The sequence below is a fragment of the Massilia forsythiae genome (genome assembly GCF_012849555.1).
GTDB classification, from domain to species: domain Bacteria; phylum Pseudomonadota; class Gammaproteobacteria; order Burkholderiales; family Burkholderiaceae_D; genus Telluria; species Telluria forsythiae.
The window spans coordinates 4,191,011-4,218,009 of the sequence record NZ_CP051685.1 but is presented as its reverse complement, the minus strand read 5'-3'; the positions used below and the strand labels follow the sequence as shown (position 1 = coordinate 4,218,009).

Here is a 26,999-nt window from a genome sequence, read left to right as displayed (position 1 = left end):
AATGAATAACATGACCGACATGGCCGAACAGCTCGATGTCAAGCTGTTGCTGTCCACGCTGATGGCCCTGAAAAAGGGCGATTTTTCGGTGCGCATGCCGTCCGACTGGACCGGCGTGTCCGGCAAGATCGCCGACACCCTGAACGACATCATCGAAACCAAGCAGAAGATGGTGGAGACCGTGACCGAGGTGTCGCGCGTGGTCGGCCGCGAAGGCCACCTGACCCAGCGCGCCGACGTGCCGGGCGTGGTAGGCGGCTGGTCCACCATCATCAGCTCGGTCAATACGTTGATCGACGACCTGGTGCGCCCGACCACCGAGATGGCGCGCGTGATCGGCGCGGTGGCCAAGGGCGATTTGTCGCAGACCATGGCGCTGGAAGTGGACGGCCATCCGCTCAAGGGCCAGTACCTGCGCGCGGCGCAGACCGCCAACACCATGGTGGAACAGCTGTCCTCGTTCTCGTCGGAGGTGACGCGCGTGGCGCGCGAGGTCGGCACCGAGGGTAAACTCGGCGGCCAGGCCCAGGTGAAGGGCGTGGCCGGCACCTGGAAGGACCTGACCGACTCGGTCAACTCGATGGCGGGCAACCTGACCTCGCAGGTGCGCAACATCGCCGAGGTGACCACGGCGGTGGCCAACGGCGACCTGTCGAAGAAGATCACGGTGGACGTGCGCGGCGAAATCCTGCAGTTGAAGGACACCATCAACGTCATGGTGGACCAGCTGCGCGCGTTCGCCTCGGAAGTGACGCGCGTGGCGCGCGAGGTCGGCACCGAGGGCAAGCTGGGCGGCCAGGCCTACGTGCCGGGCGTGGGCGGCACCTGGAAGGACTTGACCGACAACGTGAATTTCATGGCCTCCAACCTCACCGGCCAGGTGCGCAACATCGCCACCGTGACCACCGCGGTGGCGAACGGCGACCTGTCGAAGAAGATCACGGTGGACGTGAAGGGCGAGATCCTGGAACTGAAGAACACCATCAACGTGATGGTGGACCAGCTGTCCTCGTTCTCGTCCGAGGTGACGCGGGTGGCACGCGAGGTCGGCACCGAAGGTAAGCTCGGCGGCCAGGCCCAGGTGAAGGGCGTGGCCGGCACCTGGAAGGACTTGACCGACTCGGTCAACTCGATGGCCGGCAACCTGACCGGCCAGGTGAGGAACATCGCCGACGTGACCACGGCGGTGGCCAACGGCGACCTCTCGAAGAAGATCACGGTCGACGTCAAGGGCGAGATCCTGGAACTGAAGAACACCATCAACGTGATGGTGGACCAGCTGAACTCGTTCGCCTCGGAAGTGACGCGGGTGGCGCGGGAAGTCGGCACCGAGGGCCGCCTGGGCGGCCAGGCCAACGTGCCCGGCGTGGCCGGCACCTGGAAGGACCTGACCGACAACGTCAACTTCATGGCCGGCAACCTGACCGGCCAGGTGCGCAACATCGCCGAGGTGACCACCGCGGTGGCCAACGGCGACCTGTCCAAGAAGATCACCGTGGACGTGAAGGGCGAGATCCTGCAGCTGAAGGACACCATCAACGTGATGGTGGACCAGCTGTCCTCGTTCGCCTCGGAAGTGACGCGCGTGGCGCGCGAGGTCGGCACCGAGGGCAAGCTCGGCGGCCAGGCCTACGTGCCGGGCGTGGGCGGCACCTGGAAGGACCTGACCGACAACGTCAACTTCATGGCGTCCAACCTCACCGGCCAGGTGCGCAACATCGCCGCGGTGACCACCGCCGTGGCGCGCGGCGACCTGTCCAAGAAGATCACGGTCGACGTCAAGGGCGAGATCCTGGAACTGAAGGACACCATCAACGTGATGGTGGACCAGCTGTCTTCCTTCGCCTCGGAAGTGACGCGCGTGGCGCGCGAGGTCGGCACCGAGGGCCGCCTGGGCGGCCAGGCCAACGTGTCCGGCGTGGCCGGCACCTGGAAGGACCTCACCGAGAACGTCAACCAGCTGGCGGCGAACCTGACCAACCAGATGCGCGCGATCGGCGAGGTGGCGACGGCGGTGACGCGCGGCGATTTGTCGCGCTCGATCACGGTGGAAGCGCGCGGCGAGATGTCCTACCTGAAGGACAACATCAACGAGATGATCCGCAACCTGAAAGAAACCACGCAGAAGAACGCGCAGCAGGACTGGTTGAAAACCAACCTGGCGCGCTTCACGCGCTTGCTGCAGGGCCAGCGCGACCTGCAGGCGGTGACCAAGCTGATCCTGTCGGAACTGGCGCCGCTGATCTCGGCCCACCACGGCGTGTTCTACATGATGGATTCGCAGGAGACCGATGCGCGCCTGCGCATGATCGCTTCCTACGGCTACCGCTCCAGCCGCAAGCTGCCGACCTCGTTCCTGCCGGGCGAGGGCCTGGTCGGCCAGTGCGCGCTGGAGAAGAGCCGCATCTGGCTGACCGACGTGCCGCGCGACTACATCGTGGTCTCGTCCGGCCTGGGCGCGGCGCCGCCGACCAACATCGTGGTGCTGCCGATCCTGTTCGAGCAGCAGGTCAAGGCGGTGATCGAGATCGCCTCGCTGGACCGCTTCACCGAGACCCATTTGTCCTTCCTCGACCAGCTGATGGAATCGATCGGCGTGGTGCTCAACACGATCGAGGCCAACAGCCGCACCGAATCGCTGCTGACCCAGTCGCAGTCGCTGGCCCAGGAGCTGCAGCAGACCAACCTGGAACTGGCGGAAAAGGCGCGCCTGCTGTCCGACCAGAACATCGAGGTGGAGCGCAAGAACCGCGAGGTGGAGCAAGCCAAGCTGGCGCTGGAAGAAAAGGCGACCCAGCTGGCGCTGTCCTCGAAGTACAAGTCCGAGTTCCTGGCCAACATGTCGCACGAACTGCGCACGCCGCTCAATTCCCTGCTGATCCTGGCCCAGCAGCTGTCCGACAACCCGGAAGGCAACCTGTCCGGCAAGCAGGTCGAATTCGCCAAGACCATCTACGGTTCCGGCTCCGACCTGCTCACCCTGATCAACGACATCCTCGACCTGTCGAAGATCGAGTCCGGCACGGTCACGCTGGACGTGGCCGAGTACCGCTTCGCCACCCTGCGCAACTACGTCGACCGCACCTTCCGCCACATGGCCGAGGCCAAGCACCTGGGCTTCCAGGTCGAACTGGCCGACAACCTGCCGGGCGCGGTGATGACCGACACCACGCGCCTGCAGCAGGTGCTCAAGAACCTGCTGTCGAACGCCTTCAAGTTCACCAGCCACGGCCACGTGTCGCTGTCGATCGGCCTGGTGGCCGGCGGCTGGAGCCAGGAGCACCCGCACCTGCCGGACGCCGACGCGGTGCTGGCGTTCTCGGTGCGCGACAGCGGCGTCGGCATCCCGGCCGACAAGCTGCAGCTGATCTTCGAAGCCTTCCAGCAGGCCGACGGCTCGACCGCGCGCAAGTACGGCGGCACCGGCCTGGGCCTGTCGATCTCGCGCGAACTGGCGCGCCTGCTGGGCGGCGAGATCCGGGTCGAGTCGACCGTCGGCGCCGGCTCCACCTTCACCCTGTACCTGCCGTACAACCGCGCCGGCTTCATCAACTACGAACAGACGCGCCAGCCGCAGCCGGCGCGCCTGGCGCCGCCGCAAGCTGCCGCGCAGGCCGCCGCGCCGTCCGCAACCGCGCCCGCGGCGTCCGCGGCGAGCGCGCGTGACACCGGCGCCGGCGTGGGGGCGGGCACGGCAGCGCAAACCGACGCCGCGGCCGGCGTGCGCGGCCCTGGCGCGGGCGGCGCGCCGGAAGCGGACGCCGGCGCCTTCCCCGCCGCCGCGCACAGCGCCGCCGGCGACGACGACGTGATGGACGACCGCGGCATCACCACGCCGGGCGATCCGTCGGTGCTGATCGTCGAGGACGACGAGCGCTTCGCCGCCACCCTGCTCGACTTCGCACGCGAAAAGAACTTCAAGGGCATCGTCACCCACCGCGGCGACTCGGCGCTGTCGCTGGCGCGCGACTACCTGCCGTCGGCGATCCTGCTCGACATCGACCTGCCCGACATCGACGGCCTGACCGTGCTCGACCGCCTCAAGCGCGACCCCGGCACGCGCCACATCCCGGTGCACGTGATCTCGGCCCTGCGCGAGCGCGAGCGCGCGCTGCGCCAGGGCGCCATCTCCTACGTCGAAAAGCCGGTCACGCGCGAGGTGCTGCAGGACGAATTCAAGCGCATCCAGAAGTTCCTGATGGGCGGCAAGCGCGCGCTGCTGGTGGTCGAGGACGACCCGGCCCAGCGCGATGCGATCGTGAGCCTGGTGGGCGCCGCCGACGTGCACATCGTCACCGCCCACGACGGCGCCGCCGCCTTGGCGGCGCTGGCCGAACGCGACTTCGACTGCATGGTGCTGGACCTGACGCTGCCCGACGTCACCGGCTTCGAGCTGCTCGACCGCATCGGCAGCCAGCCGGCGCTGCGCGACCTGCCGATCGTGGTGTACACCGCCAAGGAACTGTCGCACCAGGACGTGGCCCGGCTGAAGCGCTACGCCAAGACCATCGTGGTCAAGGATGCGCGTTCGCCCGAGCGCCTGCTGGACGAGACCGCGCTGTTCCTGCACCGCTCGCAGGCCAGCCTGCCCGACGCCCAGCGGCGCATGCTGGAAGAGATCCATGCGCTGGACGGCACCCTGGCCGGCCGCAAGGTGCTGATCGTCGACGACGACCTGCGCAACATTTTCGCCCTGTCCTCGCTGCTGGAACGCCAGCAGATGCAGGTGGCGTTCGCCGAGAACGGCCGCGACGGCATCGAGGTGCTGGAAAAGGACCCGGGCATCGAGATCGTCCTGATGGACATCATGATGCCGGAGATGGACGGCTACGACACCATGCGCGCCATCCGCCGCATCCCGGAATTCAAGTCGCTGCCGATCATCACCCTGACCGCCAAGGCGATGAAGGGCGACCGCGACAAGTGCATCGCCGCCGGCGCCTCGGACTACATCACCAAGCCGGTGGACGTGGCCCAGCTGCTGTCGATGATGCGCGTTTGGCTGCACTGATGGCGGCACCGAACGAGGCGGCGCCGGCGGGCGCCGCACACGCGTGGACCGGCCCGGCCGCCGCCCTGGCGGTGGAGGAGCTGGAAACCGAGCTGCTGCTGGAAGCCCTGTTCCAGCGCTTCGGCCACGATTTCCGCGCCTACGACCGCGCCGCCCTGCGCCGCCGCCTGGTGCAGGCGCTGCGCGCGCAGGGCGCGGCCACCCTGTCCGGGCTGCAGGAGCGGGTGCTGCACGATGCGGCGGCCGCCGCCGTCGTGCTGCGCGCGCTGTCGGTGGCGCCGGGGCCGCTGTTCGCGCATCCCGGCCACGCGGCGCGCCTGCGCGGCGTGCTGGCGCCGGCGCTGCGCGGCTGGCCGGTGCCGAAGGTGTGGATGGCCGAGTGCGCCGGCGTGGGCGAGGCCTGGACGCTGGCGATCGTGCTGGCCGAGGAAGGCGTGGCCGGCCGGCTCGACATCCACGCCACCCTCGCCAACGAGGAACTGGTGGGCGAGATGCAGGACGCCGCGATTCCCGTGGCCGAGCTGGCGGCGGCGCAAGAACGCTACGCACTGGCCGGCGGCGCGGCCGCGCTGGCGTCCTACTTCGAGGTCGAGGACGGCATGGCGCGCCTGCGCCCGCAGCTGCGGCGCGCCATCACCTGGTCGCAGTACAGCCTGGTGACCGACGCCTCATTCAACGAATTCCAGGCGATCCTGTGCTGCGGCGCCCTGCCCGACTTCGGCCCGCTGCTGCGCCAGCGCGTGCTGCGCCTGTTCCACGACAGCCTGGCGCGCTTCGGCGTGCTGTGCCTGGACCGGCCGCTGGCGGTGACGGATGCGCATGCGGGGACCTACCAGGCGGTGGGTGGAGACAGGCCGTGGTACAAGCGGGTGGGATGAAGGGCGCTGCTACTCTTGGTTCGTCGCGTACTGGCGGCCTTATTTTCGAACACGACAAGCTGTACGTCGTCCCCGCGCAGGCGGGGACCCATATTGAATGACGACGGTCGCTACGCAAGCACCTCGATACGATCACGGTCAGCTTGGGTCCCCGCCTGCGCGGGGACGACGGTTTGCAAACTGGCGCAAAGATCAACGCGCTTGGCTCACACCACCTGCGCGCTCGGCCGCTCCGCGATCCGGTCGCGCCACGCCTGCAGGTGCGCCAGGCCGGCGTCCGCCGCCCGGAACTTCATCAGGCGTGCGAATTCCAGCGCGCAGAATGCCGTGATGTCGGCGATCGTGAAGCGCTCCCCGGCCACATACGGCTGCGCCGCCAGCACCCCGTCCAGCCAGCGCGCGCTATCCAGCATCTTGTCCTTTTGCGCCGCGCCGAAGTCGCCGAACTGCGGCTGCTCCAGGTGCGCCAGGCCCGGGTGCGCATGGCGCAGGTGATTGGCGATGCGCATGAACAGCCCCAGCTCGACGCGCCGGTCGGCCATCTCGATAAAGGCGCGCTCCTCGAACCCCTCGCCCATCAGGTTCGGCTGCGGATGCAGGCCTTCCAGCCAGGTGCAGATCGCGCGCGTCTCGCCCAGCACGCGGCCGTCGTCGAGTTGCAGCAGCGGCACCTGGGCCAGCGGATTCAGGCGCGTGAAGGCGGGGTCGCGCTGCTCGCCCTTGCCCAGGTCGACCTGGACCGGTTCGATATCGCGGATGCCTTTTTCGGCGATGAACATGAGCACGCGGCGGGGATTCGGCGCGCGCGCGGTGGTGTACAGTTTCATGCTGGGTCTCCTTGTCGTTGTCGTATCACGCCGAGAATGGATGCGGCCGCGCACGGCCGCGTTCCGATCATAGCGCAGGCCGCGCAGCCACCGATACCGGATTGACACCGGCCGTCCCAGCCCGTAGATTGGCAAGCCGGCTTGCGGCCCTCGGCGCAAGCGCGACGTACATACATACAATCAATCGACCAGATACCCCATGCACCGTAGCCTGCTTTCCACCGCCGTCGCCCTGGCCCTGGCGGCCCTGCCCGCCCTGCCCGTCCACGCCGCCGCGCCCGCCGCCAGAACGGCGCAGGCCGAGACCACCACCCAGCTGCCGCGCGGCGTCGTCCCCAGCCACTACGAGGTCTCGCTGACGCCGGACGCGGCGGCCGGCCGCTTCGGCGCCCGCACCGTCATCACGCTGGCGCTGGCCAGGGGCATGGACAGCATCACGCTGAACGCCGCCGACCTGGCCTTTTCACGCGCCGAGATCGTCCCGGCCGGCGGCGGCGCCGCGCTGCCGGCCACGGTCAGCGTGAACGCCGAGGCGCAGACCGCGACCTTCCGCTTCGCCCGTCCGCTGGCGCCGGGCGGCTACCGCCTGGCGCTCGACTACAGCGGCATCATCGGCACCCAGGCGGTCGGCCTGTTCTCGCTGGATTACCCGGGCGCCGGCGGCAAGCAGCAGCGCGCGCTGTACACCCAGTTCGAGAACTCCGATGCGCGCCGCATGATTCCGTCGTGGGACGAGCCGGGCTACAAGGCCACCTTCAAGCTCGACGTCACGGTGCCGGCCGGCCAGATGGCGGTCAGCAACATGCCGGCAGCGAACACCGCCACGCTGGCCGACGGGCGCAAGCGGGTCAGCTTCGCCCAGTCGCCGAAGATGTCGACCTACCTGCTGTTCCTGGGCGTGGGCGACTTCGAGCGCGCCACCGCCAGCGTCGACGGCACCGAGCTGGGCGTGATCACGCGCCGCGGCGCCCTCGACCAGGCCAGGTTCGCGCTGGATTCCTCGGCCGCCGTGCTGAAGGAATACAACGATTACTTCGGGGTGCGCTACCCGCTGCCCAAGCTCGACAACATCGCCGGTCCGGGCCAGAGCCAGTTCTTCGGCGCCATGGAAAACTGGGGCGCCATCTTCACCTTTGAGTACGCGCTGCTGCTCGATCCGGCCATCTCCACCCAGCACGACCGCCAGGAAGTGTTCGCCACCGCCGCCCACGAAATGGCGCACCAGTGGTTCGGCGACCTGGTCACGATGCGCTGGTGGGACGACCTGTGGCTGAACGAAGGCTTCGCCTCGTGGATGGAAAGCCGCATGACGGCGCGCCTGCATCCGGAATGGAACACCCGCCTGGGCGCGCTGAACGGCCGCGACGCCGCCATGCGGCGCGATTCGGTCGCCGCCACCCACCCGGTGGTGCAGCACATCGAGACCGTCGAGCAGGCCAGCCAGGCCTTCGACGAGATCACCTACCAGAAGGGAGAAGCGGTCATCCGCATGCTGGAAGCCTACGTCGGCGAGGATGCCTGGCGCAGCGGCGTGCGCGCCTACATGAAGGCCCATGCCTACGGCAACACCGTGTCCGACGATTTGTGGCGGCAGATCGAAAAGGCGGCGAACAAGCCGGTGACGGCGATCGCCCACGATTTCACGCTGCAGCCGGGCGTGCCGCTGATCCGCGTGGGCGCCCCGGTATGCGCGGGCGGCAAGACCACCGTGGCGCTAACCCAGGAAGAATTCTCGCGCGACCGCCCCGGCAAGAAGCCGCTGGCCTGGCGCGTGCCGGTGATCGCGCAAATCGGCGGCAACGGCAAGCCGGCCAGCACGCTGGTGGCCGGCGGCAAGGGCAGCCTGGCCCTGCCCGGCTGCGGCGCGGTGGTGGTGAATGCCGGCCAGAGCGGCTACTACCGCACCCTGTACGCGCCGAAGGAATTCGCGGCGCTGGCCGGCCAGTTCGCCACGCTGGCGCCGATCGACCAGATCGGCCTGCTGTCCGACAGCACGGCGCTGGGCATGGCCGGCATGCAGCCGGCCTCCGACGTGCTCGACCTGGCCAGGCGCGCCCCGCTGGGCGCCGACCCGCAGGTGTGGCAGCGCATCGCCAGCGTGCTGGACGGCCTGCACGACCGCTACGCGGCGGACGCCGCGCGCCAGCAGCGTTTCGACGCGTTTGCGCGCGCGCGCCTGGCGCCGGTGATGGCGCAGGTCGGCTGGACGGCGCGCAGCGGCGAGGCGTCAGCGGTCGCCAATTTGCGCGAGCAATTGATCGTCGTGCTGGGCGAGCTGGGCGACGCCAACGTCGTCCAGGAGGCGCGCCGCCGCTACGCCGCCATGCAGCAGGATCCGGCGGCGGTGCCCGGTGCGCTGCGCAAGGTGGTCACTTCCGTGGTGGCGCAGCATGCCGACGCCGCCACCTGGGACGCGCTGCGCGCCAGCGCCCGCGTCGAAAAGACGCCGCTGGTGCGCGACAACCTGTACGTGCAGCTGGCGCTCGGCGCCGACCGCGCGCTGGCCGAGCGCGCCCTGCAGCTGGCCCTGACCGACGAACCCGGCCTGACCAACAGCGCCGCCATGATCTCGGCGGTGGCGCGGCGCCATCCGGACCTGGCCTTCGATTTCGCGCTGGCGCACCAGGAACAGATCAACCGGCGCGTCGACGCCAGCTCGCGCAGCCGCTACTTCGCGCGCCTGGCCGGCGGTTCGTCCGACCCGGCCATGGTCGGCAAGCTGAACGCCTACGCCGGCGCCAACCTGGCGGCCGGCGCGCGCGGCGACGTGGAAGCGGCGATCGCGGCGATCCAGGACCGGGTCAAGGTCAACGCGGCGCGCCTGCCGGAAATCGACGCCTGGCTGGCGCGCCACCCCGATTGAGGAGCCGCCATGCGATCCAGTGACCTGATGACGCTGCTGTTCGACGCCGGCCTGCCGACCGCCGGCTACGGCTTTTCGCGCCAGACGCCGGCCGAGCGCGACGCCCTGCTGGCGGACCTGACCGGCCGCCCCGACGCGGTCGTGACGCGTTCACCGGGCATCAGCCTGGTCGAACTGGAAGACGAGCAGACCGTCTACCTGGTGACCGAAGCCGGCCACTTCGCGCACCCCTCGGTCCTGCGCCGCAGCGTGGTGCTGAAGGAGGGGCGCCGCACGGTCGAGACGCGCGGGTTCACGGTGGCGCCGGGCGGGGTGATGTCGACCTGGGTCGACCAGTTCCGCGAACAGGATGCGTTGATGGGGAGGCGGTGACGGAGCGTGCCGGACCAGAGGCCGTCGTTCCAGGCACTGCCTGAAACAACCCCTGCGCAGGCGCATTGCTGTCCAAGATAATATTGCTGACCTAAAGACCGTCGTTCCAGGCACTGCCTGAAACGATTCCCCGCGAAGGCGGGGACCCATACAGAGTGCCCGGAGTCTGTGTTTTTGAAGCATTCTGGTTGCATCTGAGGTACCAAATTCTCTTGCTCAGTATGGGTCCCCGCCTGCGCGGGGACGACGTGGGGGCTGCTCCGGTCCGGACATGGCAAGCGACGCTCCCGGCGCCGCCATGTGCGCCGCCCGGCTGCGCGCCTTGCCGGCGGCCAGCCACGCGTCCACCCGCCCGACGCTGTCGGCCGGCACATGCAGCCCCAGCTTGGTACGCCGCCACAGCACATCGTCCGCACACTGCGCCCATTCGTGGCGGCGCAGGTAGTCCAGCTCGACCTCGAACAGCCCCGGCGCGACTTCCTCGCCCAGGTCGGCGTGCATACGGCAATGCGCCAGCAGCGTGCCGATGCGGGTGCCGTAGGCGCGCGCCCAGCGCGCCAGCAGCGCCGGGGCGACCCAGGCGTATTGCTGGCGCCGGGTGCGCAGCCAGGCGTCGAATTCGAGCACGCCGCGCACGTCCGGGCGGCGCCCGAACAGGTCGCCGCCCGGCAGGCAGGCGTGTGCGGTCCAGCCCGGCATGCGGCGGCCGAGCGCGGGCGCGATCCAGTCGACCGCCTGCTCGGCCAGCTTGCGGAAGGTGGTTACCTTGCCGCCGAAGACCGACAGCAGCGGCGCGCCGCGCGTATCGGTGTGCAGCCGGTAGTCGCGGCTGACGCGCGCGGCGCTGGCGCCCGCCGCTGCGCCGATCAGGGGCCGCACGCCGGCGAAACTCCACACCACGTCGGCGGGGCCGATGCGGCGCTGGAAGCAGCGGTTGGCGGCCTCGCACAGGTACGCGGTCTCGGCCGCGCCGATCGCCACCCGTCCCGGATCGCCGTCGTAGTCGACGTCGGTGGTGCCGACCAGGGTGAACGCCTCCTCGTAGGGCAGCGCGAACACGATGCGGCCGTCCGGCTGCTGCAGCAGGTAGGCGTGGTCGTGCGCGAACAGGCGCGGCACCACGATGTGGCTGCCCTTCACCAGGCGCAGCGAACCACCGGCGCCCTCCAGCCCGGCGGCGCCGGCACCGCCCACGGCCGCCTGCAGGAAGCGCGCCGCCCACGGCCCGGCCGCATTCACCACGCAGCGCGCCTGTACCCGGATCTCGCCAACAAGGCCTTCAGCGCTCTCGGCGCCCTGCACGCCCCGCAGCGTCGCGCTCCAGCGCGCCGGCCCGCGTTCGAGCGCCGTGCAGCGGGTGCGCGTGAGCACCGTGGCGCCGCGCTCGCGCGCGTCGAGCGCGGCCAGCACCACCAGGCGCGCATCGTCGACCCAGGCGTCGGAATACAGAAAGGCGTGCGCGAAGTGCGGCTGCAGCGGCGCCGCCAGCGCCGCCGCCAGCGGCGCGCCGCCCTGGCCGCGGTGCGCGCCGCGCAGGGCGATGCTGCAGGAACCCGGCAGGAAGTCGCGCCGCGCCAGGTGGTCGTACAGGAACAGGCCGGCGCGCACCATCCAGGCCGGACGCTGGCCGGCGCCGTCCCCGCCACCGGCCGCATGCGGCATGGCGAAGCGCAAGGGCCGCATGATGTGCGGCGCGCTCCTGAGCAGGATCTCGCGCTCGGCCAGCGCCTTGCGCACCAGGCCGAACTGGTACTGTTCCAGGTAGCGCAGGCCACCGTGGATCAGCTTGCTCGACGCGGACGAGGTGTGGCTGGCCAAATCATCCTGCTCGCACAACAGCACGCGCAGGCCGCGTCCGGCGGCATCGCGCGCGATACCGGCGCCGTTGATGCCGCCGCCCACCACCAGCACGTCGCAATCGATGCGTCTCGCTTGTCCGTCCATGTGCCCCCTCCTGCCGGTTCGGCCGCCGTCCGCCGGAGCGCGGCGCGGCCACAGGCCAGTGTAGTGCCGCCCTCATGCCCGATGTTCGGGCAGGTCAATCTCGCGGGGAGCCGGCGCGGCAGTGTGTAGAATCGCCGCATGATCCTGCATTTTCCACACCGTTGAGATGGCGCCCGCGCTGCGCGCCTGGGTCCGCATGCCGTCCGGCAAGCGGCTCGATCTGCTGAATCCGACGCCGTTCGACTGGGACGACGCCGACCTGGCGCTGGGCCTGGCGCGTACCTACCGCTGGGGCGGCCACTCGGCCTGGCCGCTGCCGCTGTCGGTGGCCCAGCATTCGATCGCGGTGCTGCTGCTGCGCCGCGGCGCCGCCACTGGCAGACCCTTGCCGCCCCTGGTCGAGCTGCGCGAGCTGCTGCACGATGCCGAGGAAGGCCTGCTCGGCTTCGACGCCGTGTCGCCGATCAAGCCCTTCCTGGGCGAAGGCTTCCGCGCCCTAACGCGGCGCCTGGAGCAAGCCGTATTCCTGCGCTACGGCTTGCCGGCCTGGACCGCCGCCGAGCACGAACGCCACAAGCGCGCCGACCGCCTGGCCGCCGCCGGCGAGGCGATCCACGTGGCCGGCTGGTCGGAACAGGAAGTGCGCAGCACGCTGCGCATCCGCTCGCCGCTGCTGCACGACGATCCGCTGGCCGCCGTCTACGATTGCCGCCCGTGGGAACCGTGGCCGCCGGCGCTTGCCGCCGAACGCTTCCTGGCGCAATTGCAGGCGCTGCAGCGGCGCGTCGACGAGGACGAGCGCCGGCGCGCCTGAGCGGGTTGCAGCCATGCCGATGCGCGCCGCATGCGGCTTGCCACGAGGACGCTTGCGTATCGCCATGCGCCGATGAGCTGCGCATCGCATCGCGTTTTGTTACCAAAAACGAACATCAGGCTTGATCGAGCTCAACCTGCATTGTGAATCCCGATTCTTTATTCAATTCTCTAAGCTCTTGATTTCATGGATTTTGTTCCACTATCCACAAGAATTGTGGATAACTATGTGGACAAGCCACTCTTGACAAGTCGGAAGTCCAGTATCGATGCGGGTTTCAACAATTTGCCCATTCAAGAGGCAAATTCCGAACCCTTATGAATCAAGGACTTGCACACGCATCAGTTTCGGGCAAGGCGTGCTCATGCGGCAAATTCCTACAAAATTCAACCATGGGGGATAACTTGCTTCGACGCCATGAGATCAGCGCTATTTCCAGGCATTGCGCGCGCGCTCGCGCACCAGCATGCGCACGCTGTCCGGCATCGGCTTGCGGCTGTGCGGCGTGTCCGCGTCCTGCCACAGGCACTCATCGAAGTGCTTGAGCATGGCGGGAGAGATGAAGCGGGTGCGCTGGGCGTAGACGTGGCGGTCGCCCATCTGCGCCTGCTGGCGGACGAAGAAGCGGTGCGGCAGCACCAGCTGCAGGTGTTCCCTGGCGCGCGTCATGGCCACGTACAACAGGCGCCGCTCTTCCTCGATGTCGTCGGCGCTGCCGGTCGACATGTCGGACGGAATGCAGCCGTCGACCGCGTTCAGCACCGTCACCGACTTCCATTCCTGTCCCTTGGCCGAGTGGATGGTGGACAGGATCAGGTAATCCTCGTCCAGCAGCGGCGGTCCGGCGCGGTCGCTGGTGGCGTCCGGCGGATCCAGCGTCAGTTCGGTGAGGAAGGATTCGCGCGAGCCATGGCCGCCGGCCAGCTGCACCAGCTGGTCGAGGTCGGCGGCGCGCACCGGGGCGTCGTCGTACAGCCGCTCCAGGTGCGGCAGGTACCAGTCCCTGGCCAGCTCGGCGTCCAGCGGCCAGCGCAGGCCGGGCGCGCGCAGGGTGCGGAACAGCGCGGCGAACGCGTCCCAGTCGGTCTGTGCGCGCGGCGGCGGCGCGAATGCGTCCACCGCGGCGCAGGCATCGGCCGCCTGCCCCACCGCTTCCAGCAGGCGCGCCGCCGTGGCCTGGCCGATGCCCGGCACCAGCTGGGCCGCGCGGAACCCGGCCAGGCGTCCGCTCGGATTCTGGGCGAAGCGCAGCAGCGCCAGCAAGTCCTTGACGTGCGCCGCTTCCAGGAATTTCAGGCCGCCGAACTTCACGAACGGCACGTTGCGGCGTACCAGCTCCAGCTCCAGCGCCGCGCTGTGGCTGGCGGCGCGGAACAGCACCGCCTGCTGGATCAGCTTGACGCCTTCCTCGCGCAAAGCCAGCACGCGGTTGCAGACCCAGCGCGCCTGCTCGGCCTCGTCCGGAATCAGGATCAATTGCGGCCTGGCGCTGGAGACGCGGTCGGTCCACAGTGTCTTGGCATGGCGCTCCAGCGCCGCCGCGATCACGGCGTTGGAGGCGTCCAGGATCGGCTGGGTCGAGCGGTAGTTGCGCTCCAGCGTGACGGTGCAGGCCGGGCGCGAGAACTGCTGCGGAAAATCCAGGATGTTGCGCACCGTGGCGCCGCGGAACGAATAGATCGACTGGGCATCGTCGCCCACCGCCATCACGCCGCGGCCGTCCGGCTTCATGCCCCGGACGATGGCGGCCTGCAGGCGGTTGGTGTCCTGGTATTCGTCGACCAGCACGTGGTCGAACAGCGCGCCCAGTTCGGGGCCGAGCTCGGGGTCGGCCGCCATCTCGGCCCAGAACAGCAGCAGGTCGTCGTAGTCGAGCACGTTCTGTTCCTGCTTGGCGTCGACGTAGGCGCCGAACAGGCGCTTGAGTTGCGCTTCCCATTCGCTGCACCAGGGAAAGGTCGATTGCAACACCCGCTCCAGCGGTTCGCGGCTGTTCACCACGCGCGAATAGATCGCCAGGCAGGTGCCCTTCAGCGGAAAGCGCTTCTGGCCGCCGGCGGCGCCCAGTCCGATCTCGTGGCGCACCATGCCCATCAGGTCCTCGGCGTCGCCGCGGTCGTGGATGGTGAACGAGGGTTCCAGGCCGATGCGCCCGGCATACTCGCGCAGCAGGCGTGCGCCGATGGCGTGGAAAGTGCCGGCCCATGGCAGGCCGGCCATCGGCTGGCTCGACCCGTGCCGGCCGGACAGGCCCAGCACGCGCTGCAGCACGCCGGCGGCGCGCTGCCCCATCTCGTTGGCGGCGCGCCGCGAAAAGGTCAGCAGCAGGATGCGCTGCGGGTCGGCGCCGGACTGGATCAGGCGCGCCACGCGGTGCGCCAGGGTGCTGGTCTTGCCCGAGCCGGCGCCGGCCACCACCAGCAGCGGGCGCGGCGCGGCGGCGCCGATGTCGTGCTCGACGGCGGCGCGCTGCTGGGGATTGAGTTCGGCGAACGGATCGCGCGCCGTCGAGGCGGCGGGTGCGTGGGCAGGTGCGGGAGCGGCAGGCATGGCTATCCGGATGGGTTATCCGGACTGTACATGCATCCAGTCGCGGGCTGCAAGCCCGGAAGACGATATCGCCTGAAGCTGTATCGAAAAGACATCGATGCAATACGCAAGCGATATACGTTAACCAATGGATCGTACGGGACCGCCATTTCCACAGGCATTGATCAGATATCCACAAAAACTGTGTATAACACTGTGGAAAAGCACCCCCTTGACACGCCGGAAGCAAGCAGCAATGCGGCTTTCAACAAATTGCACGTTGCGCGTGCACATGCCGAGACGCGAAAAATCAATGAGTTACGATGTCAAGTAGCGCACAAATCAAATAAATATGCAAGATGCAAACTGGAAATTTTTGTGTATAACAACTACCTGAAAACTGTTGTTGTCGGATAAACGGCTGCGCCATCCACGCAGCGATCGCCGCAACCCGTTCATACCGGCATGCTTCCCGGCTTGCGCGAATCAGACGCTCCACGAGCGCCTGCGCCCCGGCTCCGTCAACACCCGCTCGATCACCTCGTTGCTCACCTCCTGGGACCGCATGTACTTGATGGCCGACATGGTATTGCTGCGCTGTTGCAAGGCAATGCCGAGATCGACGATGTCTTTTTGGCGCGCATCGCGCCGCTGGTACGAAATGGCAAGCTCGCTGCCGGTTTGCTCGAGGCTGTCTGCGGATTGATCTGGATTCATCGTGACTCCTGTTGGACATGGCGGAAGGTGGATGGCGGGCTTGACCCCTAACGAGTATTTGCCAGCATTTGCCAAAGTCAAGCTTATTTTTACAAGCCCATATGAAATCGTCATGACATGCCGGCGCATCCGCCGGGCTGGCCGACCGGCGCGTGCGCTGCGTCCGCCCGGGTGCGTCTAGAATGACTCCGTCATCCATTTCCAGCGAGGTATCCATGAACACGACTTTCAATCCGGACCTGAAACCGGGCGACGAGGCGGAACCCGGCACGCCAGGCGCAGCCGAAGACTTGTGCGACGGCTGCGGCGGCACCGGCAAGTTGGCGGATGGCAAGAAATGTCCGGAATGCGAGGGCACCGGCCGCGTGATGCGCGGCATCGGCGGCGGCTGAGCCGGCGCCGGGGCTTTCCTAGCGCGCGGCGCCGATGCCCGCCAGGCCGAGCGCCTGCGCCTGGGCGCGCAGGAAATCGAGATGCGCCGCGCGCGTGTCCGGCCCGTCGTAGGGAAGCAGCGTCCACGTCTCGGCGGCGGCCATGCGTGCGCCCGGCGCCAGTTGCCGGTAAGGCGCGTGCACTTCCATTTCCAGCAAACCGTTGCCCGGGTCGTCCGCGGCATAGTCGTTGTACAGCTCGACCTGGCCCTGGTCGGGATGGATCGCGGCCCGCGGCTGCAGTGCGAACTGGATCACCAGCGCCATGCCGTCGCGGAAGCCGGCCATCCACCCGCCGGACGGCTGCAGCAGCAGCTTGCCGTTGCGGCGTCCGGCCTTGCGCGCAATGACGCCCGCTTCCGTGCCGCCCGCTTCCGGCACCGCCATATCGATCGACAACACGCCATCCGCGAGCGTCCACGCCAGCGGCACGATGTCCGCTCCGCGTTCGATGGCGTGCTGGGCGACATCCTCGCGGCGCGCCACCGGCACGTACACGCGCGTATCGCCATGGACGCGCGTGTTGAACCAGATATCCCAGGCCACGCCGGCACGGCGCCGGTTGACGGCGTCCACTTCCAGCCGCAGGCTGTTCGGCCTGCCCGGCACCAGGTTGTAGCGTTTGTCCAGCTGCAAGCCATTGACCGGGCTGGCGGGACTGGCCAGCGCGATCCCGGCGCGGTCGCTCCGCACGACCGTGTAGCGCGCCAGGCTCAGGTACGGGTCCGGCGGCCACTCGGCGCCGGCGGCGGCGCGCCCCGGATTGGCGTCCTGGTGCGACCACCATTGCTTCTGCGGCCCGATCCAGACTTCATGGCCGAGGTAGCCGACGTTCCCCGTGTCCGCATCGACCCTGGCGCCCGGGTCGCCGGCGGCGGTGTCGATCTTGAGGAAATTGGCCTTGCCGGCGAGGGCGAACGACAGCAGGCGTCCGCCGATGGCATCCGTGATGCTTGCCCGCACCGTGCCATTGTCCAGCGCATGGGTCGTGAGCGGCGCGGAAACGGGTGCGGGCCGGGCGCCGGCCGTGGCCGAGATGGGCGCAAGGGCCAGCAGCAGCGCGGCGATGGATGTTTTCGTCATGAATGATGCGTCCGGTTAATGCGCGATGTGCCAGCTTAACAAAAAACCCTGCGCGGAAGAACGGCGGCGCCCGGCAACCGGTATTGCGGCGGTCCGGCGGTCCGGCGGTCCGGCGGCACGGCTGACGGCCGGCCTATGGCGGCAGCGGCGCCGACGAGGCATACTTGTGACTTTGTTACGGGAGTCTTCCATGCTCGAATTGCTCAGCGAACATGCCTGCTTCGGCGGCGTCCAGCGCTTCTACAAGACCGACTCGGCCGCAGTAAAGCTGCCGATGCGCTTTTCGGTCTACCTGCCGCCCGGCTTCGAGGGCCAGCGCCTGCCGGTGCTGTTCTACCTGGCCGGCCTGACCTGCACCGAAGAAACCTTCATGACCAAGGCCGGCGCCCAGCGCGTGGCCGCCGAACAGGGCCTGATCCTGGTGGCGCCGGACACCAGTCCGCGCGGCGCCGCCGTGCCGGGCGAAACCGACAGCTGGGACTTCGGCGCGGGCGCCGGCTTCTATGTCGACGCCACCGAGGAACCGTGGGCGCGCCACTACCGCATGTACAGCCACATCCTGGAACTGCGCGAACTGGTGCTGGCCGAATTGCCGGCCGACCCGGCGCGCGTCGGCATCTTCGGCCATTCGATGGGCGGCCACGGGGCCCTGATGCTGGCGCTGCGCAACCCGGACCTGTTCCGTTCGGTATCCGCCTTCGCCCCGATCGCCGCGCCGATGCGTTGTCCGTGGGGGCACAAGGCGTTCGGCGGCTACCTCGGCGCCGACCGGGCCGCGTGGCGCGAGTACGACGCCACCGAACTGATGGCACGCCACCAGACGGCGCCGTTCCCGGCCGGCATCCTGATCGACCAGGGACTGGCCGACAAGTTCCTGGCCGAGCAGTTGTATCCCGACGCCTTCGAGGAAGCCTGCCGCGCCGCCGGCCAGCCGCTCGAACTGCGCCGCCATGCGGGCTACGACCACGGTTACTACTTTATCCAGACCTTCGTCGAGGATCACCTGCGTTTCCACCGGCGCCAGCTGGGCTGAGGCAGCCGGCATGAAAGGCGCCGGGGCGCGAGGGTGCCCCGGCGCCCGCATGCATCGCCGTACAGGCGAACAATTCCCGTCTCTTTCCGATCCGCTGGCATGCGTCAAGCCTGTGCCGGATTAGTCCGCTCGCCGCGCGCGCACGCTTGCGCCCTCCCGGAGCCCGTCCTATAACGGATGTCTGGACGCCGCACGGCGCCGTTGCGGCGCCGCTGCGGCACGTATCGCAACGGAAACGTACGGCGCCCGAGCGAACGCGTCGGGTATGCTGCAATCCGACCGGCAAACGAGCATGTCGAGGAGGCCCACGCCGCATGACCGAGATCCGCCGCTTCAAGAACCGCCTGCAGGCCGGCAGGCTGCTGGCGCAGCAGCTGGGCCGGCATGCACGCCAGGCCGACGCCATCGTGCTGGCCCTGCCGCGCGGCGGGGTGCCGGTCGGGTTCGCGGCCGCCAGGCGGCTCGGCATCGCGCTCGACGTCCTCGTCGTGCGCAAGCTCGGCCTGCCGCGCCACGAGGAGTTCGCCATGGGTGCGGTCGGCAGCGGCGGCGTGCGCGTGCTGCAGCCGGGCGTGCCGGGGCTGATGGGCGTCACCCAGGCCGAGGTCGACGCCGTCACCGCGCGCGAGCTGGCCGAATTGCAGCGGCGCGAACGCGTCTACCGCGGCGGCCGCCCGGAACCCGACCTGGCCGGGCGCAGCGTGATCCTGGTCGACGACGGCGTCGCCACCGGCTCCACCATGCTGGCGGCGATCCAGGTGACGCGGCGGCGCCGGCCCGGCATGCTGGCGCTGGCGATTCCGGTGGCGCCGCCCGACACCGTGCGCAGGCTGGCGCCGCAGGTCGACCGGCTGGTGTGCCTGCTGGCGCCGCCGGGCTTCCAGTCGGTCGGCCAGTGGTATGACGCCTTCGACCAGACCACCGACGCGCAAGTGCAGGATTTGCTGGCCACCGCCTGGCATGCGCAGGCGGCGTCGATTTCCCACCCAACCGGAGGACCGCATCGTGAACTTCTCGACCAACGACACAAGTCTTGACCTTGCCAAGCTGCTGGGCGGCGCCGCCGCCGGCGCCCTCCTGATGTACATGCTCGATCCGGACCGCGGCAGCGCCCGCCGCGCGCAATCGGCCGGCGCCGTGCGCCAGGCCGGCATCCGCACCTCGGGCGCGATCGGCAATGCCTGGCACGATGCCGGCGCGCGCCTCGGCGCCGCCGCCGACCGGCTGCGCGAGCGCGCCGCCGAGCGCGCCGCGCACGCTTTTCGCGCCGGCAGCGCCGCCGGGCGCGCCAGCGACCTGGCCGACGCCGTGCTGTCCAGGGCTGCCGGCAAGGCCGGAAGCGGCGCGCCCGCCAGCGGCCGGCCCAAACACGCAGGCGCGCGCACGCCGGCCCGCGAATCGGGACACAACGCGGGACACGATGCGGGACGCGAAGCCGACGGCAGCCGCCGCCGCTGGTTCGGCGCCGGCGCGCGCGCGCACGACACGGCGCACGCCACCGCAGGCGACTGGCAGGCGGCCTGGCGCAATCCTGGCGTGCTCGGCGGCGGCCTGCTCGGCCTGTACGGCCTGGCGCGCGGCCTGGCCGAACGGCGGCCGCTGGGACTGGCGCTCGGCCTGGCCGGCGCCGCCCTGGCGGCGCGCGGGATCGGCGGCCAGCCGCCGGGCCGGCTGCCGGCCCGGCGCGGTCCATCGAACCAGACCGTCGACTTCGAGAAATCGGTCCACATCGACGCCGAGCCGGACATCGAGCGCGGCGCCGGACATGCCGCGCGCCAGGGCCGCGCCGCGCAGCAAGCCCGTTCCGGCAACGGCCGTTTCCTGCATTGACCGACCGCCGGCGCCGCCACGGCAATACCGACGCAACGCAGCCATGGGGGTTGTGTTGGCCGCTCCAGAGAAAGGATCACCATGGCAGACCGAGACACCATTGCCGCCATCCGCAGCGCCGCCGTGCCCTTGGACGGCGGCGCCCATGACCACGACGCCCTGCTCGACCTGGTCGGCGACGCGCGCTTCGTGCTGCTGGGCGAAGCCACCCACGGCACCCGCGAGTTCTACCAGGAACGCGCCCGCATCACCCGGCGCCTGATCGAAGAAAAGGGTTTCCATGCCGTCGCGGTGGAAGCCGACTGGCCGGACGCCTATCGCGTCAACCGCTACGTGCGCGGCCAGGGCGGCGACCGCGACGCCGAACACGCGCTGAGAGGCTTCCAGCGTTTTCCCAACTGGATGTGGCGCAACACCGACGTGCAGCAGTTCGTCGAATGGCTGCACCGCCACAACGGGGCATCCGGGTCAGCGCCGGTCGGCTTCTACGGACTCGACCTGTACAGCATGTTCACCTCGATCGGCGAAGTGCTGGCCTACCTGGACAAGGTCGATCCGCACGCGGCCGGCCAGGCACGCGAGCGCTACGCCTGCTTCGACCACTACCGCGAAGACACCCAGCACTACGGCTACACGGCCAGCCTGGACTTGTCCGAATCGTGCGAACAGGGCGTGATCACGCAGCTGGGCATGATGCAGGCACGGGCGCTCGACTACATGGCACGCGACGGCGACGAGGAAGCCTTCTTTTACGCCCAGCAGAATGCGCGCCTGGTCAAGAATGCCGAGGAATACTATCGCACCATGTTCCGCGGCCGCATTTCGTCATGGAACCTGCGCGACAGCCACATGGCAGAAACGCTGGACGCGCTGGCAGCACGCCTGTCGAAAGATGGCGAGCCGGCCAGGATCGTGATCTGGGAACACAACTCGCACATCGGCGACGCCCGCGCCACCGAGGTCGGCGAGCTGGGCGAATGGAACGTGGGCGAACTGGCGCGCAAGGCCTACGGCGATGCGGTGCGCCTGATCGGCTTTTCGACCTACGACGGCTTCGTCACCGCCGCGTCCGAATGGGATGGCGCGGCCGAGCACAAGCGGGTGCAACCCGGCCTGGCCGGCAGCTACGAGGCATTGCTGCACGAGACCGGCATCCCGCGCTTCATACTGCCCTTGCGCACGCCCGGCGCGGCGCGCGACGCCCTGCTGGGGCCACGCCTGGAACGCGCGATCGGCGTGATCTACCTGCCGCGCACCGAACGCCACAGCCACTATTTCTCCGCCAGCATGGCGCGCCAGTTCGACGCGGTGATCCACATCGACCGCACCAGCGCGCTGCGGCCGCTCGACCCGGGCGGCGGCTGGCATGCGGAAGAACCGCCGGAAACCTATCCGGGCGGTTTGTAAAGGGAATCATCTGCCGCCGGCGCGCTCCGCCGCGCCGGCCGGCGCCTGCGCCGCACCGGCAGCCCCGGCGCCGGCGCACACGCGCACCACGCAGCGTCCCGGCCCGCCCGACTTGGCCTCGCGCAGCGCGCTTTCCGCCGCGCTCAGCAGGCGGTCGGCGCCGGGCATGGCCTCGCCGCCGCCCGCCAGCACGACCGCGATCCCGGCAGTGATCTCCAGCGCCTCGCCGGCCACCATGAACGGCGCGCCGAGCGCCTGCGCCAGGGCGGCGCCGCGACCGGCCGCGCCGGCTTCGCCGCCGGCGTCGTCGTCGAACAGCACGGCGAAGCGGTCGGCGCCGAGGCGGGCGATGCTGCCGGCGCCATCCACGGCGGCATCCAGGCGGCGCGCGGTTTCGCGCAGCACCTCGTCGCCGGCGTCTTGCCCCCAGGCCTCGTTGATCGCGCCGAAGCGGTCGAGGTCGACGATCGCCAGCGCCGGCCCCGGCCGCCGTCCGCCGCCGCGCCGATGGCCGCCGCGCGACAGCGCCTGCGCCAGCGTGGCGCCGAACAGGCGGCGGTTGGCCACGCCGGTCAGCGCATCCAGGCGCGCCATGCGCACCAGTTCGCTCTCGGCTTCGCGCGCCATGGTCACGTCGTATCCCAGCGCAACCACGCCGTCCACAGCGCCCGGCCCGGCATCCGGCTGCGCATCGGGCACCAGGGTCCAGGCCAGGATGCGGTGCCGGCCCTGCGCCTGCAGCGCCATGTCGAAACGCACGACCTGCCCCTCGAAGGCCTGCTTCAGGCGCACGCGCGCGCTGTCGTAGGCCGGCCGGCCGATGGCGTCGGCCAGGTGCATGCCGCCGAGGGCGGCCGGGTCCAGGCCGAGCCAGGTGCGGAAGGCGGCGTTGCCGAAATCGAGGCGATGGTTGCGATCGACGCGGCATACCAGCGCCGGCAGGTGATCGGCGATCAGGCGCAGGCGCCGCTCGCTGCCGGCCAGCGCCTCCTCGGCCTGGCGGCGCGCGCCGATGTCGGTGGCCAGCACGAAGAACCCCTCGACCGCGCCACCGGGACCGATGTCGGGCACGCAGTCGATCGCCTGGCGCGGGCTGTCGCCTTCGCGCGCATCCTCGGTGTGGCCGGCCTGGCCGCGCAGCGCCGCCTCGATCAGCGGTTCCAGGCGCGCGTAGGCGACCGGTCCGAGGGTCTCGCGCACGGTCCGGCCGAGCGCCGTGCCGGGCGCGATGCCGAGCGCCTGTTCGAAGGCGCCGTTCACGAAGACGTAGCGGTGCGCGCGGTCGACGTAGGCCAGCATGGCGGGCAGATGGCCGGCGGCGACGCGCAAGCGCGCCACGGTGCGGGCGCGCTGCGCCTGCAGGCTGAACAGGGCGTCCGCCAGCTCGCCGATCTCGTCGCCGCGCTGCGCCAGCGCAGCTGCGTCGCCGTCCGGCGGCGCCATGGCGGACCGGCCCGGCGCCACGCCGGCGCCGTCCGCACGCGCCACGGCGGCATGGCCCAGCGCCGCGGCGACCGCGCCTGCCGTGGCGCCGCCCGCGCCCGGTCCGTGCCCGTCCGCGCGCATGACGGCGGCGGCGCGACGCAAGCGGTCCAGCGGCCGCAACTGGCGCCGCACCGTCCACCAGGCCAGGCCGGCGCCCAGCAGCCCGAGCGCCGCCGCCAGCGCCAGCACCTCGCGCCGCAGGCCGGCCAGCGGCGCGAGCGCTTCGTCGAGCGGATAGCGCGAGCCCAGCACCCAGCCGGTGCCCGGCAGGCGTTTGTAGCTGAAGATGGCCTGGCCGCCGCGGTCGCTGCCGACCACCCAGCCGTCGACGCCGCGCAGCGCGCGCGCCGCGCCCGGATAGGCGCCGGGCAGCGCGCCGACCGGCTGCAGCAGGCGCTCGCTGGAAGGATGGTCGATCAGCAGGCCGTCGGCCGACATCAGGAACAGGTAGCCGTCGCGGCCCGGCTTGAGGGTGTCGACCTGGCGCAGGAAATTTGCGTGCTGGAGGTCGATGCGCCCGGCCAGCACGAAGGCGACCGCACCGTCCGGCCCCGTCACCGGCGCGGTGACCAGCACCACCTGGGCGCCCGACAGGCGGCTCTTGAACGGCGCCGACACGATGCCGCGCCCGCGCAGGATGGTTTCCTCGAAATACGGCCGCCCGGTGGCCGACAGCGGCTGCGCGCTCGGCATCGACGAGGTGCTGGCGACCAGGTCGCCGTTGCGGGCGAACGCGACCACGTTGACGAAGTCGTTTTCGGTGCCGAGCACGTGCTCGCTGAGCCAGGCCTGCAGCCGCGTGGGGTCGGCGCGCACATCGGCCGGCACCGACGCGCCCAGCATCTCGATCTGGCGCAGGCGCGCATCCAGGCGCTCGTCCATGAAGGCGGCGGCGCCGGACAGCATGGCCATCTGCTGGTCGCCCAGCACGCCGCGCAGGTCGCGCTCGACCAGTTCGACCGCCAGCGTGCCGGCGAGCGCGGCCACGGCCAGCGCCAGGGCACTGGCGGCGGCGCTGAGGCGCAGTCGCAACGACGACTTGGGAAAGAAGGGTATCCGGAAACTCATGGGCATGGCGCCGCAGCGGCGGCGCATCAGTATGTCATATTCCGGGCATTTCTACTAACGGGGCCGGTCGTGCGGCGAATCGTGCGCGGCGCCGGGAAACCGCGCAAAAATAGTTGCTCCCGGTGGCGCGCTTTGGATTACGATGTGCGTCTTTATCATCCGGCAATGCAATCCGGCCAGCCGCCGACCCAACGGCGCCCGTGCGCCGCCGACACCGACACATGCGCAAATTCACCATGAACGTCAACGGCAAGGACGGCACCCGCACCGCGCACCTCGACGACCGGCCGGTACGCTCGAAAACCGACCTCGGCTGGAGTTGACCGCCGCCATGCCGCCGCCCCCGACCGACGACCTGCTCCGGCAAGCGCTGCAACTGCACCAGCGCGGCCGGCTGGACGCGGCGGCCGCCCTGTACCGGCAGGTACTGGCGCAGGCGCCGCGCCAGTTCGACGCGCTGCATTTACTGGGCGTCATCGCGCGCCAGCAGGGCGATGCGGCGCAGGCGGCGGCCCTGATCCGCGCCGCGCTGGCAGTGCGGCCGGACCAGGCGCGCGCGCACTGCAACCTGGGCGCCGCGCTGCAGGACCTGGACGATCCCACGGCGGCGCTGGCCAGCTACGACGAGGCGGTGCGCCTGGATCCGCGCTACGCGCTGGCCTGGGACAACCGCGGCAACGCGCTGCGCCGCTTGCGGCGTCCCCAGGAAGCGCTGGACAGCCACGAGCGCGCGCTGGCCCTGCGCCCGGACTATCCGGAAGCCTGGTGCCACCGCGCCATCGCGCTGCAGGAACTGGGTTGCTGGGCGGAGGCCGCCGACAGTGCGGCGCGCGCGCTGCGATCGCGTCCGGCCTGGACCGAAGCGCTGCTGGCGCTCGGCAATGCGCTGCAGGCGCTGGAGCGCTTCGACGACGCGGTGGCGGCTTACGACCGCGCGCTGGCGGCGGCGGATGCGGCGGGTGCTGCGGCCGGGCCAGGTGCGGCGGATGCGGCCGATGCGGCGACGGGCAAGGCGGCGGCCGGCGCGAACGGCGCCGGGCCGGACCAGGCGCCCGGCGGGCGCGCCGACATCTGGTGCGCCCGCGGCGCCGCCCTGAAAAAGGCGGGCGCGCCGCAACGGGCGCTGGACAGCTACGAGCGCGCGCTGGCGCTGCGGCCGGATTACGTCCTGGCCTGGCATTACCGCGCCAACGTGCTGCGCGCCCTCGGGCGCCGCGACGAGGCCGTGGCCGCCTATCGCCGCGCGCTGGAACTCGGCGCCGACGCCGCCGAGATCGGCTTCGCGCTGGCCGCGCTGGGCGAAGGCGCCCTGCCCGGCGCCGCCCCGGCCGACTACGTCAAGAACCTGTTCGACCAGTACGCGCCGCACTTCGAGCGCCACCTGGTCGGGGTGCTCGGCTACCGCACGCCGGCGCTGCTGGACGCACTGCTGCGGCGCCACCTGGCCGCGCCGGTGGAAACTGCGCTCGACCTGGGCTGCGGCACCGGCCTGTGCGGCCCGCTGCTGCGTCCGCTGGCGCGGCACCTGGCCGGGGTCGACCTGTCGCCGCGCATGCTGGAGGCGGCGCGCGCCGGCGGCGCCTACGACGAACTGGCCTGCGCCGACATCGGCCCCTGGCTGGACGAGCGCCGCACCGGCGCCGGCCTGGCGCTGGCGGCCGACGTGCTGGTCTACTTCGGCGACCTGGCGCCGCTGTTCGGGCAGGTGCGCCGGGCGCTGCTGCCGGGCGGGCTGTTCGCGTTCTCGGTGGAGGCGGCGCAGCCCGGCGCCGCCGGTTATGCGATCCTGCCCTCGAACCGCTTCGCCCATGCGCCGGCCTATGTCGAGCGCTGCGCGCTGGACGCCGGCTTCACGGTCGTCGAACGCGAGGACGCCGTGCTGCGGCGCGAGGACGGGCGCGACGTGGCGGGCTGCCTGGTGCTGCTGCGCGCAGGCACCGCAATAGCGGCGCCAGGCTAGGCCACCGACAGCGCGGTCATGCCGAGCTCGCCCAGCCGCACCGGCACCGCGCCGCGCGCCACCATCCGGTCCAGCGCGCGCGCGCCGTCGCCCGGCGCGACGTCCACCGCGCGCATCGCTTCCGGCACGATCAGGGTGTCGAAACCCTCTTCCAGCGCATCGCTCGCCGTCTGCAGCACGCAGTAGTCGGTGGCCAGGCCGCACACCGTCACGCGTTCCACCCCGCGCGCGCGCAGCCGGGCGGCCAGGTCGGTGCCGCCGAAGGCGGAATAGGCATCGACCGCGGCGGTGTCGGCCTTCGAGACGACGATGGCGTCGTCCGGCAGCGCCAGTTCGGCCGCGAACCCGGCGCCGGGCGAACCGGCGATGCAGTGCGGCGGCCATGGTCCGCCCTGGGCGCCGAACGAGCAGTGGTCCTGCGGATGCCAGTCGCGCGAGGCGACGATCGGCAGGCCCTCGGCCGCGAACAGTTCGATCAGGTGGTTGATCGGGGCGATGACTTCATGACCCCCGGTCACGCCGAGCGCACCGCCCGGCAGGAAGTCATATTGCATGTCGATCACGAGCAGGGCGTCGCCGGCGTCGAGGTGAATCGTACTCATTGTTTTCTCCATAGGCCGCGGCATGCACCGCGCCGCCATTGTCGCGCAAGCCCGGATGTCTTGCACGCAGAACCCGCAGGCACGCCTGCCGCTCACGCCGGCATCGTCGCCGATGGCACCCACCCATTCGCAGCAATTGCCGGGA

The 26,999-nt window shown here is 70.3% G+C and carries 18 protein-coding genes; 11 read left to right on the top strand and 7 right to left on the bottom strand.

All coding sequences use genetic code 11. The features are described 5' to 3' along the window. Position 1 precedes the first annotated feature (1 nt). Positions 2-5,011 carry a HAMP domain-containing protein gene (locus tag HH212_RS17905; RefSeq protein WP_170203709.1) on the top strand — a complete coding sequence of 1,670 codons (5,010 nt, stop codon included), beginning with the start codon at positions 2-4 and terminating at the stop codon, positions 5,009-5,011. Further along, the gene (locus tag HH212_RS17900) at positions 5,011-5,889 is read left to right on the top strand and encodes a CheR family methyltransferase (RefSeq protein WP_170203708.1); all 879 of its coding nucleotides are present in this window, start codon (positions 5,011-5,013) and stop codon (positions 5,887-5,889) included. Before HH212_RS17905 ends, HH212_RS17900 begins: the two co-directional genes overlap by 1 nt. A gap of 206 nt (positions 5,890-6,095) precedes the next feature. Here HH212_RS17900 and HH212_RS17895 read toward each other — a convergent pair whose 3' ends face one another. Next, positions 6,096-6,716 carry a glutathione S-transferase family protein gene (locus HH212_RS17895; RefSeq protein WP_170203707.1) on the bottom strand — a complete coding sequence of 207 codons (621 nt, stop codon included), beginning with the start codon at positions 6,714-6,716 and terminating at the stop codon, positions 6,096-6,098. A 199-nt stretch (positions 6,717-6,915) separates the two neighbouring features. Between HH212_RS17895 and HH212_RS17890 the strand changes: the two genes are divergently transcribed. After that, complete coding sequence (locus tag HH212_RS17890) at positions 6,916-9,579, top strand: M1 family metallopeptidase (RefSeq protein ID WP_170203706.1); 2,664 nt, start codon at positions 6,916-6,918, stop codon at positions 9,577-9,579. A 9-nt stretch (positions 9,580-9,588) separates the two neighbouring features. After that, a complete protein-coding gene (locus tag HH212_RS17885; RefSeq protein ID WP_170203705.1) occupies positions 9,589-9,951 on the top strand; it encodes a hypothetical protein in 363 nt (120 codons plus the stop codon). A 216-nt stretch (positions 9,952-10,167) separates the two neighbouring features. Here the strand turns inward: HH212_RS17885 and glpD are convergent, their stop codons facing one another. Further along, the gene (gene glpD / locus HH212_RS17880; RefSeq protein ID WP_170203704.1) at positions 10,168-11,895 is read right to left on the bottom strand and encodes a glycerol-3-phosphate dehydrogenase; all 1,728 of its coding nucleotides are present in this window, start codon (positions 11,893-11,895) and stop codon (positions 10,168-10,170) included. A gap of 166 nt (positions 11,896-12,061) precedes the next feature. Here glpD and HH212_RS17875 point away from each other — a divergent pair, with 166 nt between their 5' ends. Continuing rightward, positions 12,062-12,709 (top strand): phosphohydrolase, encoded by a 648-nt coding sequence (locus tag HH212_RS17875; RefSeq protein WP_170203703.1) that lies wholly within the window; start codon positions 12,062-12,064, stop codon positions 12,707-12,709. A gap of 429 nt (positions 12,710-13,138) precedes the next feature. Here the strand turns inward: HH212_RS17875 and HH212_RS17870 are convergent, their stop codons facing one another. Together HH212_RS17870 and HH212_RS17865 are read right to left on the bottom strand one after the other, a co-directional pair. Beyond that, positions 13,139-15,259: an ATP-dependent helicase gene (locus HH212_RS17870; RefSeq protein WP_170203702.1), complete on the bottom strand. Its 2,121-nt coding sequence runs from the start codon at positions 15,257-15,259 to the stop codon at positions 13,139-13,141. Between the two features lie 465 nt (positions 15,260-15,724). After that, positions 15,725-15,955 (bottom strand): hypothetical protein, encoded by a 231-nt coding sequence (locus tag HH212_RS17865; protein WP_169433516.1) that lies wholly within the window; start codon positions 15,953-15,955, stop codon positions 15,725-15,727. Between the two features lie 215 nt (positions 15,956-16,170). On the opposite strand from HH212_RS17865, the gene HH212_RS17860 reads away from it, so the two are divergent. Then, positions 16,171-16,347: a hypothetical protein gene (locus tag HH212_RS17860; RefSeq protein ID WP_170203701.1), complete on the top strand. Its 177-nt coding sequence runs from the start codon at positions 16,171-16,173 to the stop codon at positions 16,345-16,347. 18 nt (positions 16,348-16,365) lie between these two features. On the opposite strand, the gene HH212_RS17855 is transcribed toward HH212_RS17860, so the two are convergent. After that, a complete protein-coding gene (locus tag HH212_RS17855; protein ID WP_170203700.1) occupies positions 16,366-17,469 on the bottom strand; it encodes a DUF4380 domain-containing protein in 1,104 nt (367 codons plus the stop codon). Between the two features lie 190 nt (positions 17,470-17,659). Here HH212_RS17855 and fghA point away from each other — a divergent pair, with 190 nt between their 5' ends. From fghA to HH212_RS17835, 4 genes are all read left to right on the top strand, one after another. Beyond that, complete coding sequence (gene fghA, locus HH212_RS17850; RefSeq protein WP_170203699.1) at positions 17,660-18,502, top strand: S-formylglutathione hydrolase; 843 nt, start codon at positions 17,660-17,662, stop codon at positions 18,500-18,502. A gap of 314 nt (positions 18,503-18,816) precedes the next feature. Continuing rightward, on the top strand, positions 18,817-19,539 hold the full coding sequence (locus HH212_RS17845) for a phosphoribosyltransferase (protein WP_170203698.1): 723 nt from the start codon (positions 18,817-18,819) through the stop codon (positions 19,537-19,539). Further along, positions 19,508-20,332 (top strand): hypothetical protein, encoded by an 825-nt coding sequence (locus HH212_RS17840; protein ID WP_170203697.1) that lies wholly within the window; start codon positions 19,508-19,510, stop codon positions 20,330-20,332. The genes HH212_RS17845 and HH212_RS17840 overlap by 32 nt, the downstream gene beginning before the upstream one ends. A gap of 81 nt (positions 20,333-20,413) precedes the next feature. After that, positions 20,414-21,739, top strand: a complete 1,326-nt coding sequence (locus HH212_RS17835; protein ID WP_211172362.1) for an erythromycin esterase family protein — start codon at positions 20,414-20,416, stop codon at positions 21,737-21,739. A gap of 6 nt (positions 21,740-21,745) precedes the next feature. Here the strand turns inward: HH212_RS17835 and HH212_RS17830 are convergent, their stop codons facing one another. After that, positions 21,746-24,292, bottom strand: coding sequence for a sensor domain-containing diguanylate cyclase (locus HH212_RS17830; RefSeq protein ID WP_170203696.1), 2,547 nt, complete (start codon positions 24,290-24,292; stop codon positions 21,746-21,748). A 331-nt stretch (positions 24,293-24,623) separates the two neighbouring features. On the opposite strand from HH212_RS17830, the gene HH212_RS17825 reads away from it, so the two are divergent. Beyond that, a complete protein-coding gene (locus tag HH212_RS17825) occupies positions 24,624-26,252 on the top strand; it encodes a tetratricopeptide repeat protein (RefSeq protein ID WP_170203695.1) in 1,629 nt (542 codons plus the stop codon). Here the strand turns inward: HH212_RS17825 and HH212_RS17820 are convergent. Further along, positions 26,249-26,854 carry an isochorismatase family protein gene (locus HH212_RS17820; RefSeq protein WP_170203694.1) on the bottom strand — a complete coding sequence of 202 codons (606 nt, stop codon included), beginning with the start codon at positions 26,852-26,854 and terminating at the stop codon, positions 26,249-26,251. The genes HH212_RS17825 and HH212_RS17820 overlap by 4 nt on opposite strands. Between the last annotated feature and the right edge of the window lie 145 nt (positions 26,855-26,999).